This is a genomic window from Erwinia aphidicola, from assembly GCF_024169515.1.
Lineage (GTDB): Bacteria > Pseudomonadota > Gammaproteobacteria > Enterobacterales > Enterobacteriaceae > Erwinia > Erwinia aphidicola.
In genome coordinates this window covers 4482889-4496054 of record NZ_JAMKCQ010000001.1, presented here as the reverse complement: position 1 = coordinate 4496054, position 13166 = coordinate 4482889, and the positions used below count along the sequence as shown (strand labels likewise).

Below are 13166 nucleotides of genomic sequence, written 5' to 3'. Positions count from 1 at the left end.
GTTTGGGGATTGCGTCGATTAGGGTGGCATAACCTAAAGCCAGGTACAATAAAATGCCAGTATCATTTGCATAAGAATTTGAATTTAATGGTATTTATTATGATGTGAACGAAAGGTTGATTTTTGGAAACTATTGGTTAACAATTAGAATGACAATTACTCTCATCATTACGTGAATTATTGGCTGGATTTATTTAAAAGTTAAAAAACTAAATAAATAACTATTGTAGCTAAATTAATTGGTATATTAATCCCATGACATCGGACCACAGAATAATTATAAGAAATCGGTCAACAAAGAATTCAAAACTTTTAAATTTCGGAGTTCACTAAATGAATACCATCACCCCGATCCTTAACCCGCTGACACTGCCAAATGGCGCCGTACTTAAAAACCGTTTACTCATGGCGCCGATGACTACCTGTACCGGATTTTATGATGGTACGGTAACCAGCGAGCTGGTTGAGTACTATCGCGATCGCGCGGGCAGCATTGGTACTGTGATTGTGGAATGCTGCTTTATCGACCCGAAAGGCCCGGCGTTCCCGGGTGCCATTGCCATTGACAGCGACAACAAAATTTCCGGTTTAAGCAAAATTGCGGACGCGATCAAGTCAAAAGGTTCGAAAGCGATTCTGCAGATTTACCACGGCGGCCGCATGGTGGAGCCTGAGCTGATTGGCGGCAGAACCCCCGTGGCACCCAGCGCCATTGCCGCGCCGCGTGAAGGCGCCACCACCCCGCAGGCGCTGACGGCAGAAGAAGTGGAGGTGATGATCACCAAGTTCGGTGATGCGGTGAACCGCGCAATTAAAGCGGGCTTTGACGGCGTTGAGATCCACGGTGCCAACACCTATCTTATCCAGCAGTTCTACTCACCTAACTCCAACCAGCGTGATGACAAGTGGGGCGGTAGCCGCGATAACCGCGCGCGCTTCCCGCTGGAAGTGCTGGAGATCACCCATAAAATGGCGCAACGCTTTGCCGCGCCGTCCTTTATTATCGGCTATCGCTTCTCGCCGGAAGAGCTGGAAGTCCCGGGCATCCGCTGGGATGACACGCTGTACCTGTTAGAAAAACTGGCGGCGCGCGGTCTCGACTATGTCCACTTCTCCGTTGGCCAGCTGCTGCGCCCGTCGATTGTCGACCGCGAAGACCCAACGCCGTTAATCACTAAATACCTCGCGCAGCGCTCTGAAACCCTGGCCAAAGTGCCGGTGATTGGCGTCGGCGGCGTGGTGAATAAAGCCGATGCGGAAAGCGCGCTGGAGCACGGCTTCGATCTGGTTGCCGTGGGTAAAGCCTGTATTGCTTACCCGGACTGGGCCGACCGCATTATCAAAAATGATCACCTGGAGCTGTTTATCGACAGCACCCAGCGTGAAGCCCTTAACATCCCGGAACCGCTGTGGCGCTTCTCGCTGGTCGATGCAATGATCCGCGACGTCAGCACCGGCGGCCGTAAATACAAGGCCGGGGTTTATCAGGAAAAAGTGGAAGCCGAAGCGCTTAAGCTGCGCATCAACGTGGTGCTCGACACCGACCGTATCACCGATATCACCCTGGTGCCGGACGACACGCTGGACGTCGACTTCACCACCACCTTTGAAAGCCTGCGTAGCCGCATGCTGGTGGCTAACAGCCCGCACGTGGATGCGATCACCGGGGCGACGACCCAGAGTGAGGCGTTGAAAAAAGCGGTCTCCCGCGCACTGACCACCTCCAGCAAGGAGCATGTGATTGAAGAGGGCGGCAACCCGCAGGCACCGCAGAACTACGATGTGGTGGTGGTCGGCAGCGGCGGTGCAGGCCTGGCGGCGGCGATTCAGGCTTCGGAAGCCGGGGCGCACGTGGTGATTATCGAGAAGATGCCCACCATCGGCGGCAACACCATCAAAGCCTCGGTCGGGATGAACGCGGCGGAAACCCGTTTCCAGAAGCTGAAAGGCATTGAGGACAGCAAAGAGCTGTTCTACGAAGAGACGCTGAAAGGCGGCAAGTTTAAAAACAATCCTGCACTGCTGCGCGAGTTTGTCGACCTGGCCCCGGAAGCCATCGACTGGCTGGCAAACCACGGCATTGAACTCAACGACATCACCATTACCGGCGGCATGAGCATCGATCGTACCCACCGTCCGGCGGACCGTTCAGCGGTCGGCGGCTTCCTGATTAGCGGCCTGGTGAAAAACGTCAATCAGCGTGAAATTGAAGTGCTGCTGGAAACCTCGGTGGCCGAAATCCTGGTTGAAAACGGCGCGGTGAGCGGCGTGAAGGTGGTGGATGAGTACAACGACAGCCGCATTCTCAACGCTAAAAGCGTGATCGTCGCCACCGGCGGCTTCAGCGCCAACCGCGAAATGGTGGTGAAATACCGCCCTGAGCTGGACGGCTTTGTGACCACCAACCATAAAGGCGCCACCGGCAGCGGCATCGCACTGTTGCAACAGATTGGCGCTGATACCGTCGATATGGGCGAGATTCAGATCCACCCTACCGTTGAGCAGACCACTTCTTACCTGGTCTCCGAAGCGATTCGCGGCGGCGGGGCGATTCTGGTCAGCCAGGCCGGTCAGCGCTTCTATAACGAGATGGAGACGCGCGACAAAGTGTCGGCGGAGATCATCGCGCTGCCGGAAAAAAGCGCCTGGATTATCTTTGACGACCAGGTGCGTGCGGCTAACAAAGCCGCCGACGAATATATCGCCAAAGGGTTTGTGATTAGCGCCCCGACCCCGCACGAACTGGCGGTGAAGCTGAATATGGACCAGGAAGCGCTGCAAACCACGCTGGGGCGCTACAATGAATTTGTTGCGCAGCAGAAGGATGAGGATTTCGGGCGCACCACCGCGCTGCGTCACCCGCTGAACAAGGGGCCCTATTATGCTATCCGCATCGCCCCGGGGGTCCACCACACGATGGGCGGCGTCACCATCAACACCGATACCGCGGTGCTTGATGCGCAGAAGCAGGTGATCCACGGCGCGTGGGCGGCGGGTGAGGTGGTTGGCGGCATCCACGGTGCTAACCGCATCGGCGGTAACGCGGTCGCGGATATCATTATCTTCGGGATCCTGGCCGGGCGTAACGCGGCGAATTACGCAAAACAGTAATCAACGGCGGGTCGGGCATGCCCGACCCCTACGGTTCAACGCGCAACCATCCGTAGGGGCGAGGCATGCCCGACCCCTGCGGTTCAACGCGCAACAATCCGTAGGGGCGAGGCATGCCCGACCCCTGAGGTTTAACGCGCAACAATCCGTAGGGGCGAGGCATGCCTCGCCCGTTTTGCCAGGAGGATGGCACCATGCCTGCAGGTTCTTACACCTATTCCGCCGTGATGATGGGCTCGCCCATCCTGCTCAAGCTGTTCGACCACGATGAAACCCTGGCGCGCAACGTCTTCCGGCTGATCAAGCAGCAGGAAAACAGCTTAACCGTTAACCGCAATGCGTCGGAAGTGATGGCGATTAACCACGCCGCCGGTCAGCATGCGGTGGTGGTCAGCCAGCCGGTGTTTGACCTCATTGCCCGCGCCAGAGCGGTCAGCGTTCTGCCGGGCAGCAGTTTTAACTTCACCATTGGCCCGCTGGTTAAGCGCTGGAAAATTGGCTTTCAGGGCAGCAGCGTGCCGCCCGCCGGCGAGCTGCGTGGCCTGCTGGCGCTCACCGATCCGCAGCAGGTGATCCTTGATGCCGGGGCGCGTTCGGTGTTTCTGCAGCAGGCCGGTATGGAAATTGACCTCGGCGCGATTGCCAAAGGCTACATTGCCGACGTGGTGCGTGACTATCTGCGCCAGCAGCAGGTGGCGCACGCGCTGATTAATCTCGGCGGCAATGTGCAGACGCTGGGTGACAGTGGCGGGCAGGCGTGGGGCATTGGTCTGAAACAGCCGTTTGGCCGCGATGATGAGCTGATCGGTGTGATAAACGTCACGGGAAAATCGGTGGTGACATCGGGGATCTACGAGCGCTACTTCGAGCTCGACGGGCGCTTATACCATCACATTCTCGACCCGCAGAGCGGCTACCCGCTGGATAACGAGCTGCTGAGCGTCACGATTGTTTCTGAAAACTCGATTGACGGTGATATCTGGACCACCCTGATGTACGGCATGGGCGTCGAAAAAGGCCTCGCCTACCTTGGCGACTATCCGCACATTGAGGCCATCTTCGTTACCCGCGATCGGCAGGTGATCTGCTCATCGCAGCGCCAGTTCCGCTTTACGCTGTCAGACGCCCGCTACCGTCTTACTGACAATACTGCTTAAGCAGCGCGCTGTGTTCCGCCTGCAGGCGATAGCGGTACACCGGGCGGCCGGTGGCGCCGTAGTGAATGCTGGTAAACAGAATATTGACCTGCGCCAGCCAGATCAGATATTTACGGCAGGAGACGCGAGAAATATTCACCGCCGCTGCCAGATCGTCAGTGGAAAACTCCTCCGTGGGGTGCGCATCAATCCACTGGCACAGGGTGCGTAACGTCTGCGGCGTTAACCCTTTCGGCAGGCGCTTGGGATCCTCCGCGGCGGCAGGATTGCCGTGGATCAACTGATCAACGTCGGCCTGCTCGTAGAACTGATGATTATCCATCAGCGTCTTCTTCTGCTTCCAGCCGGTCAGCGCCTCTTCGAAACGGGCAAACTGGAAAGGCTTAATCAGATAATCAACCACGCCGTAGTGCAGCGACTGCTTGATGGTGGCGGCATCGGCGGCGGAGGAGATAACAATCACATCGATGGCGCGGCCCGCTTCGCGTAGTACCGGCAGCAGGTCCAGCCCGTTATCCTGCTGCATATACACATCCAGCAAAATCAGATCGATGGCGAATTCCGGATCCAGCACCCGGTCCCGCGCGTGTTGCAGGGTTGAGGCCACATCACAGCAGTGAAAACCGGGTAATTGTGCGACATAGCAGCGGTTCAGCTCTGCCACCATCGCATCATCATCGACGACTAAAACATTGATCATGCGCTTTTACTCTCTATATCCCAGGGCAGTTGTACAAAAAATTGCGTATAAACGCCAGGTTCGGACTCTACAATAATTTTGCCGCCAAGGCTCTCGGTTTGTTGCCGGGCAAGGAACAGCCCGACGCCGCGCTGTTCACCTTTTGACGACACGCCGCGCGCGAAAATCGCCTCCAGCTGCTCCTCTGCAATGCCCGGGCCGTCGTCGCTGACCACGCAGGTCAGCCAGCCGTTCTGGCTGTGCAGCAGCACGCTGATTTCGCCTTCACCCTGATCGCCCGCCGCATCCAGCGCGTTCTCAATCAGGTTGCCGAGTACGGTGATCAGGGCCGCCACCTGCTGTTCATTGCCGCTGTCGGCCAGCAGGCTCTCATCGCTGATAATCAGCTGGTTGCCGGTATCGGAGGCGCGGCCCATCTTGCTTAACAGGAATCCGGCAATCACCGGAGACTTAATTTTCCCCAGCAGGGAGCCAATCTCCGTCTGGTAATTATTGGCGGTTTTCAGAATATAATCCTCCATCTTGCCATAACTTTTTAAGTGCAGCAGGCCGAGGATCACGTGCAGCTTATTCATAAATTCGTGCGAGCGCTCGCGCAGGGCATCGACATAGTTGACCAGGCCGTCCATGCGCTGCATCAGCTGGCTGACCTCGGTTTTGTCCCTGAAGGTGCAGATCGCCCCAATAATGGCGCCATTGCTGCGTACCGGCATGGTGTTGCACAGCAGCGGGTGACCCTTGAAATCAATCTCGGCATCGCGCTTCGGCCTGCCGGTTTGCAGTACCTCATGCAGGTTGGCGATCAGCGGGCCGGAGTCGGCCACCACCGCACTGATATCGCGCTCTGCGGCCTGCGCGCCGGTCTCGCGAAACAGCAGATGCGCTGCGTGGTTGATCAGCGTCACCTGCGAGCAATCGTCAATGGCAATCACCCCCTCTTTCATTGACTGCAGCATCGACTGCCGCTGCTCAAACAGGGTGGAGATTTCATAAGGCTCCAGCCCGAACAGAATGCTCTTGGCCGCCCGCACCAGCAGGAAGGTGCCCAGCGCGCCGGCCAGCATGCCGAACAGGGCGGTCCACAGGATATTCCAGCGGCTCTTATTCACCTGCTGTACCACTTCGCTCAGCGAGATACCTATCGCCACCACGCCAATCTGCTTATGCTGGCTGTCATACACCGGCGTAAAGACGCGCAGCGCTTCCGCCAGCTTGCCGTGGTTAATGGCGATATTCTCGCGGCCGGACAGGGCAGGGATGAGGTCGTTGCCGATAAAATGCTGACCGATCAGCTCTTTCTTAGGATGCGAGAAGCGCACGCCGTCCATATTGGTCACCACCACAAACAGCAGGTCATTGCTGCGCTGCGCCGCCATGGCCAGCGGCTGGATAATGTCGCTGTCTGGCGACTGTGTCAGCCCAAGCCGGATATCGGGCGAATCCGCCAGCGTGCGCGCCACCGCCAGCGCTTTATCTTTCACCGCATCGCGCGTTACGTCGCTGATCTGAAAAAAATAGAACAGATGGACGATCAGCAGCACCGTGGCGATCACCGCACTGACCATCAGGCTGACGGAGGTACTGAGTTTCATCGGGCGCTTGCGCAGCGCTTTCGCTTGCTGTGGGGCGTTCATGGGCACTCCGAAAAGAGCAGGGCGCACAGCGCGAGTGGGTAGCGAGACATCAGACATCCTCTTCAGCAGAGTTTTGCAAAGCGCAGCCAGTAATGTAAAGGGCAGGGGTGGTGAGAGCAAGGGGGCGGTAAGTGCCCTGAGGAGATCAAAAAAGCCCCTGGCGGGGCTTTAAGCGAGTTAGTTATCCAGTTCACTCATGTTCTTAACCTGATCGCGGTTAATCTGTTCGGTTTTACCCGTCTGCGCATTTTTATAAGAGACCAGACCGGTATCATTATCAATCTGCGGCTTACCGTCGGTGACAATGGTTCTGCCATCGGTGGTATTAAGCGTCTGGTTAGAGGAGCAACCCGCCAGCACAAATACGGAGAGTGCGGCAATCACAGTGGTTTTAAAGATGTTCTGTTTCATCGTTAATTTCCTTATAGGTGAATAAAGTCAACAACCTGTAAGTGTAGATGAAAACTGAAATTTTGCAGGCCGCCGGAATAAAAACGGCCTTGTTAACCCTGAGAGTTACGCGTCGTCCGGGGTCAGGCCAACCACCACTTCCAGCACCTGGCGGTAAACGTCTAGCTCAACCACGTCAGAAGTGGTTTCCAGCTTCTCAATCAGCTTCAGAATGATCGCCTTGTTATTAACCAGTTGACCCGTAGCGATCAGATCCCTGATCACGCCGCCGAGCGCCTGAGATTCCTGGGCGTACTTTTCTCCTCCCCCTTGAAACCAGGCGACGATTTCGGATTCTGTTGATTGCTGCTGCATAGAGGTAGCCTTCTTAATAGGAGAAATTCTCCGAGATGAAAACGCACTGACGAGAACGGCTGGGTTCGCGGGCGTCAGCAGGTAAAAAACTTAACCAAGTGTAGTTAACTCACAGAAAAGTCTTAATGTTTCTTTGCACCGTTAACCGGGCCTTCACTGGTAAAAAGATGGGTGACATTATCGCGGTCGCGGATCTCATGCGTCTGGCGGTTCTGCTCCTGGGCCTGAGATTGTCTGACTTCGGCGATAGCACGCCGACAGGCGCGCTGACGCAGCCCTTCTTTTTCTGCTGCCGCCATGTCCTGTAACTGTCTGATAAGTGCAGTTTTACTGATGGCAGCATCGTTTGAGAGCAGGACCATGACAGCCTCGCCCATCACAATATCGGCTAATTTCTCTTCTTCGTTTTTATACATACCAACGTCTCTGAATCAGTGAAGCGGGACATCGAAGATGCCCACAGAAACCTGTTATCCAGGTACCTGCATGCCGGTCATAAAACGCCTGCTCAAGTCAGGCGTCCGGGCCGGTCAGATTGTCGGACTGAGCTGTAACGTAACGCACACTAAAAAGTGGTAATTCAGCAAACATAGTGCTTAAAACTCAGTCCCCGCGACCAAACAGTAGCCCAATCAGTTCCTGATAGTGGCGTTCCTGCTCGTGCCCGGTCGCCAGTTCAAGGCGCGTTAGCAGCTTTGAACAGATGGCTTTGCGGTTAAGGTTACGTCCTGAGCGTAAAATCTCAACCACTATCTGGCCAAGAGTTTCCTGCTGGGAGGGCAGGATGGCTTCATTAAAGTAACGGCTGATGTCATTTTCAATCTTCGGGTTGGAGTTGTCCTGACGCATGTTAAATGCCCCTCAGTCGTAAAGTTCAAATTATGGTCAAATATTTCTGAATGCAAAGTTATACATCTTTTGACGCGTTGTACAGGAATAGTGAATATTTATGCTTTTCATTTTTGTGCAAAAAGTGCTAAGTGATAATTATCATAGGGTTATGTTGATGCTCTGGGTGTACAGGATAGCTGTACAGCGTCCGGAAACTATCGGTAATGCGGCGGGGATTATTGTAAACAAAAACTATTCCAAGACCAGTCTTGTGAAGGAATAAGCAAGCGGCGTTTAAACTATCGGAAAATTCTGGTCTTAGTGAGTGTAAATTATGCCGCCGCGTATCCAATCATCAGGGCGCAATGCTCCTTCTCCGACCGCTGCAACAGTGCAAAGAAAGATTTTAGCGGCAGTGGTATGGCTACGCCGCAGCACTCTCTATCTGCAGGCATTGTGACGACGCGAGAGGATTAAGAATACAAGCCGGGTCTTGGAAAAAATAAGGCAGAGTAAACAGAGGATTAGTGAGGGCGGGGCGCGTAAACGAAAACGGGGAGTGCCGCAAGGCACTCCCCGTTTCTCATATTACCTGCTCATCTGCTCAGGCTGCTGCCGTCATCGCGATTGTGAGCCGGGAATAATGAAAGGTTTACAGACCGACTACGTTAGCGGCTGATGGACCTTTAGCACCATTCTCGATGGTGAATTCAACTTTCTGGCCTTCATCGAGGGTTTTGTAATCAGTACCCTGGATTGCAGAGAAGTGTACGAACACATCTTTGCTGCCGTCTTCTGGAGAAATAAAGCCGAAGCCTTTATCAGCGTTGAACCATTTTACTAAACCAGTCATTTTGTTAGACATAAATATTTCCTTAATTTTGAGCCACGCAGTGTGGCAGAAGGCCTGTTTTCAGAGTTTTACTTATTGGGCACTTAGGAGGAGGCTCATGAGAAAGGATATCTATGGATAACACTTGAACTGAGGACTGCTTTACTAAAACTGCTTCATAAGGTCTGTATTCCAAACCGATGACGCTATAAAAACATGGCTGGTCTTCATTAGCAAGGTTTAATTATTTAAATTTTTTTGAGGCGTTTTGATTCACCAAATCCGGATTACTCCGAAAACAGGGTCATAAATCCGCGTGTTGTACGGATTGGTGGTGCTGAGAGCGCAGCGGTTTTGTCAAATGCTATACTGTCTGTACATCCAGTCACACAAGGGGTACACGTGCACGGCAAAGATCACCACTATCCAGCGGAAATTTATGCAGTAATAGGACGCGCAGTATCCGAGTTAATCGCCAGCGGTAAAGCGCTGGACAAAAAGAGCGTCCTGCTGACGCTGCACGCTCACAGTGAGCAAGCCTCAGAATCACGCCTTAAAGATATCTATCTGCAGGCGTTCCGCTATCTGCTGGAGAGCTTTCACTAACTGAAGCGTGCCCGATGTTCTCTGTTAACGTCATCCCTGACGTTAAGGTTGAAAGTGTCCGGCGGGTCAGCCGGTTACGATTCTATATTTTCACTATCGGAAAAACGATGCAGGCGGATATCAGCCTCGCGGTTGCCGGGGTCTGCATGCTCCGTCCCGGCGGTGAGCCAGTGCGGCTTTTTATAAGCGTCTGTGCTGCCCTGTTTGTGTTGCAACAGCCATTTCCGCGCCGCCCAAATCTTGAGTAGTCTGTCATCATCTTCCTCCAGTCGCGCCATGTGCTGTAGCTGGTTGATGAGCGAACCGGTACTCACTTCTTCCCTGCTGAAGATTAGGTTCATTGCGGCTTCGCCGATCATGACGTGGTGCAGTTCATCTTCATCAGAAATAGTCAAAAGACCTCCACTTGGTTGGTTACATATATTTACTACCAAAGGAAGTATAGGTGCTGTGCCGATATCTGTCGCCCGGCTAACCGGGCGAAAGATTATGGTATTAATAATGTGAAACGATTAATAAAATTTTTCAACAATAATGGTTAACAGTACTGTCTAATTTATCCCGATATTCATTTCATCGGTGATTATTTTATTTCTCATACTAACCATGACGTTGTCAGGAAGAGGCGGCGCGCTGAGCAAATCGCCACAGCCCCGGCCTGGCAAACATCACCAGGTTACCCAGCAGAATCAACACCAGCCCGATCGCTGCATTCAGGTGCCAGATGTAGCCCTCATACAGCGTTGAGAGGGTCAGGGCGACCAGCGGGAACAGCAGTGTGCTGTAGGCAGCCTGGCTGGCCCCAATGCGCCCCACCAGAGTAAAATAGGCACCGAAGGCGATCACGGAGCCAAATATCGCCAGATAAAACAGCGAGCCGAGGTAGCGCGCCGACAGCTCCGGCATAAAGCGGTCGCCGTGAAACAGGCTGATGCCCGCCATCACCATGGCGCCGTAAAACATCGCGTAACTATTGGTAGAGAGCGTCTCCAGCCCGCGCCGCTGGTGGCGGGTGCTGATCATATTGCCGAGCGAAAAACCGAACGTCCCCAGCGCGCTCAGGCCAACGCCGAGCAGCAGCTGCGGTGCCATCTGCGTGCTAACCAGATCGTTCCAGAACAGCGCGACGATACCGGTCATGCCGAGCAGGGCGGCGGGCAGCAGGTTAGGGTGCGGGCGCTGGCGGAAGAAGATCCAGCTGTTAACGGCGTTATACAGCACAGCCATCGAGAAAATCACCGACTCCAGCCCGCTGCTGATATAGGAAGCGGCATGATAGAAGCAGACAAAGTTAAAGCCGAACACGCAGCAGCCCTGTAACAGGCAGAATGCGTGGTCGCGCAGGGAGAGTTTGCGCAGGCGGCCCAGCACGCCCAGCACCAGCATCATTGCCGCGGCGGCCAGCAGAAAGCGCCAGAAAATCGACACGGTGATTGACACCACCCCCTGCTGCATCACTATCGCAATCCAGGTTGTTCCCCAAATCACCACCACTAAAAAATACAATAACGCGTTCATGGCTACCTCAATATCCTGGGATTTACGCGTAGTGTGGCCCGATTGCCCACCGCTGACTTGCAGCAGGCTGTGGTGACTTGCAAAATCTTGCGCTTTTTTTTGCCGGCGAATCGCTAACATCTGGTATCCGGCGGTCAGGCTCCTTAAACTGAACGCCTGTCAATTTGCGATCGGTTGCCATGAAAAACGTCTATCAGGCCTTTGAAAATCTCAGTCAGCATCGCGCGCGCCTGCAGGGCCACGTGCAGCTTGGCTGCGGGATCCAGCTGGCGGCCTGGCGCAATGATTTCGACTGCGTGACGCAAAAGAGCGACCACCATACGCTGAGCCTGTACGTTGAGGCGGGTTTTGACACCTGGCATAAAACCCGCTCCGGCTGGCAGAACGGCGGCGCGCCGGATCGCTTCTGCCTGATGCCGCAGGACAGCGAGTCAACGTGGGATATTCGCGGCGAGTTCTCTTTTGTCCACCTTTACTGCACCGACCAGCACCTGAAAAATCTGGCGCTGCAGATCTGGGACCGCAGCCCGGCCAGCATCGCGCTGGATGAAAAAGTGTTCCAGCAGGATGAGCGCATTACCCAGCTCTATCGCCACTTCCTGCTGAGCAGCGACTGGCGGCAGAACGCCAACCAGCTTACGCTCAGCTCCGCCTCAACGCTGCTGATGACCCACCTGTTACAGCACTACAGCGAAGTACAGTGGCAGCTGCCAACGGTGCGCGGCGGGCTGGCACCCATTGTGCTGCGTAACGTGCTGGCGTTTATTGATGCCAATCTGGGCAATGCCCTGACGCTGGGGGAGCTGGCTGCGGTCGCGGATCTGAGCGAGTTTCACTTTGCGCGCATGTTCAAACAGTCAACCCGGCTGGCCCCGCACCAGTATGTGATGCAGCGGCGTATGGCGCAGGCCGAACAGCTGGTGCGCCACAGCGCGCTGCCGCTGACCGAGATCGCGCTGCGCTGCGGCTTTAACTCTTCAAGTCATTTCAGCAATCGCTTTAAAAGCGTATACGGCATGACGCCTTCCGCCCTGCGCGGCTGATTCAATTTTCAACAGGATAGTGCATGATCTGGCTGATGCTTTTAACTCTGGTAGTGGTGTTTATTATTGGTTTTCGCGTGCTGAATTCGCGCCCGCGCCGTGCGGCGAAGGCGTTAACCCGGCGGCTCAATCTCGATCCGGTGTACGTCGAGTCGCTGATGAGCCTGATGGGGAAAAGCGCAGGCGAGGAGTTCGTTGACTATCTGATGGTGGAAAATGAGAGCCACCTCGCCAATGCCGCCAGCGTGCTGTTTATCTACCAGGTGTTTATTGTTGATGAGTCGGATGAGAGCATCGCCTTCTGGCGCGGGGTGCTGCGCAAAGCCTATCTGCCGACCGAGATCGCTGCCGAGCATGTGCGGCTGGCGCTGAATTTCTTGCGCGAGATTGAACCGGATGCGCAGGAGATGCATGACTTTCGCCTGCGCTATAACGCCAGGTTTCCCGCGACTGACGGTAACAATGTCGTACCGCTGTTCCCGACGCTGCACTGAGGCTGACGGGTCGACCGGAACAGAGGGTCGATCCCTGAGGTATCTCCATAAAAATTGATTTGAATAGTGTTGCGGGATGACAGGTGCCCGGTTTCAGGAGGGAGGGCTGCTTACCGCACCGGCATGAATACATCCCTGTAGCCTGGCTCACGGCCATCCCTGGCCGTGGGCCTGCTGCAATCAGCCCTCCCTCCTTGCACCCAAAGCCTCAGCGCCGCGGTTTAAAACCTACAGCGAGCACGATGCGAGTGGGGGATGAGCTTGGCCTGAGGTAAGCCGGACGTCACGCGGCAGGGATGCCGCGTGCCGAGGCCCGCAGGGAGCGTCTTTTGCCGTTCCGGCGTGCTCAGGCTGAGCTCAGACCGGTTTGCGGACGTTTAGCGATGGAAGTCATTTCTGGGGATCCCTCAGTGGTCGACCTCTACAACGAATGGACGGACCTTTTATTTCGGTCCGCCCGCAATTTATTACGCCA

At 55.0% G+C, this 13166-nt stretch carries 14 protein-coding genes; 5 read left to right on the top strand and 9 right to left on the bottom strand.

The annotated features are described in order from the left end of the window. Positions 1-333 precede the first annotated feature (333 nt). Together J2Y91_RS20995 and J2Y91_RS20990 are read left to right on the top strand one after the other, a co-directional pair. Positions 334-3111 carry a flavocytochrome c gene (locus J2Y91_RS20995; RefSeq protein ID WP_133623421.1) on the top strand — a complete coding sequence of 926 codons (2778 nt, stop codon included), beginning with the start codon at positions 334-336 and terminating at the stop codon, positions 3109-3111. Positions 3112-3272: 161 nt separating this feature from the next. Beyond that, complete coding sequence (locus tag J2Y91_RS20990) at positions 3273-4268, top strand: FAD:protein FMN transferase (RefSeq protein WP_436232199.1); 996 nt, start codon at positions 3273-3275, stop codon at positions 4266-4268. On the opposite strand, the gene dcuR is transcribed toward J2Y91_RS20990, so the two are convergent. The 7 genes from dcuR to cspE all read right to left on the bottom strand — a co-directional run bounded on the left by dcuR (position 4249) and on the right by cspE (position 9063). Further along, positions 4249-4968, bottom strand: a complete 720-nt coding sequence (dcuR, locus tag J2Y91_RS20985) for a two-component system response regulator DcuR (RefSeq protein WP_133623422.1) — start codon at positions 4966-4968, stop codon at positions 4249-4251. The two genes, J2Y91_RS20990 and dcuR, sit on opposite strands and share 20 nt — an antisense overlap. Next, a complete protein-coding gene (locus tag J2Y91_RS20980; RefSeq protein WP_133623423.1) occupies positions 4965-6602 on the bottom strand; it encodes a sensor histidine kinase in 1638 nt (545 codons plus the stop codon). Before J2Y91_RS20980 ends, dcuR begins: the two co-directional genes overlap by 4 nt. Positions 6603-6779: 177 nt before the next feature. Next, complete coding sequence (locus J2Y91_RS20975) at positions 6780-7013, bottom strand: YgdI/YgdR family lipoprotein (RefSeq protein ID WP_048916276.1); 234 nt, start codon at positions 7011-7013, stop codon at positions 6780-6782. Positions 7014-7118: 105 nt separating this feature from the next. Then, positions 7119-7367, bottom strand: a complete 249-nt coding sequence (locus J2Y91_RS20970; RefSeq protein ID WP_048916275.1) for a biofilm/acid-resistance regulator YmgB/AriR — start codon at positions 7365-7367, stop codon at positions 7119-7121. A 122-nt stretch (positions 7368-7489) separates the two neighbouring features. Continuing rightward, a complete protein-coding gene (locus J2Y91_RS20965; RefSeq protein WP_133623424.1) occupies positions 7490-7783 on the bottom strand; it encodes a hypothetical protein in 294 nt (97 codons plus the stop codon). Positions 7784-7970: 187 nt separating this feature from the next. Further along, positions 7971-8216: a regulatory protein YcgZ gene (gene ycgZ / locus J2Y91_RS20960; RefSeq protein ID WP_048916274.1), complete on the bottom strand. Its 246-nt coding sequence runs from the start codon at positions 8214-8216 to the stop codon at positions 7971-7973. A gap of 634 nt (positions 8217-8850) precedes the next feature. After that, positions 8851-9063: a transcription antiterminator/RNA stability regulator CspE gene (cspE, locus tag J2Y91_RS20955; protein WP_048917283.1), complete on the bottom strand. Its 213-nt coding sequence runs from the start codon at positions 9061-9063 to the stop codon at positions 8851-8853. 369 nt (positions 9064-9432) lie between these two features. On the opposite strand from cspE, the gene J2Y91_RS20950 reads away from it, so the two are divergent. After that, positions 9433-9636, top strand: coding sequence for a hypothetical protein (locus J2Y91_RS20950; protein WP_133623425.1), 204 nt, complete (start codon positions 9433-9435; stop codon positions 9634-9636). Between the two features lie 74 nt (positions 9637-9710). On the opposite strand, the gene J2Y91_RS20945 is transcribed toward J2Y91_RS20950, so the two are convergent. Continuing rightward, positions 9711-10031: a hypothetical protein gene (locus J2Y91_RS20945; protein ID WP_133623426.1), complete on the bottom strand. Its 321-nt coding sequence runs from the start codon at positions 10029-10031 to the stop codon at positions 9711-9713. Positions 10032-10251: 220 nt separating this feature from the next. Continuing rightward, complete coding sequence (locus J2Y91_RS20940; RefSeq protein ID WP_133623427.1) at positions 10252-11154, bottom strand: DMT family transporter; 903 nt, start codon at positions 11152-11154, stop codon at positions 10252-10254. Between the two features lie 179 nt (positions 11155-11333). Here J2Y91_RS20940 and J2Y91_RS20935 point away from each other — a divergent pair, with 179 nt between their 5' ends. Continuing rightward, positions 11334-12197 (top strand): helix-turn-helix domain-containing protein, encoded by an 864-nt coding sequence (locus tag J2Y91_RS20935; protein ID WP_133623428.1) that lies wholly within the window; start codon positions 11334-11336, stop codon positions 12195-12197. Positions 12198-12220: 23 nt separating this feature from the next. Next, on the top strand, positions 12221-12691 hold the full coding sequence (locus J2Y91_RS20930; RefSeq protein ID WP_133623429.1) for a DUF1198 family protein: 471 nt from the start codon (positions 12221-12223) through the stop codon (positions 12689-12691). The last annotated feature ends 475 nt before the right edge of the window (positions 12692-13166 follow it).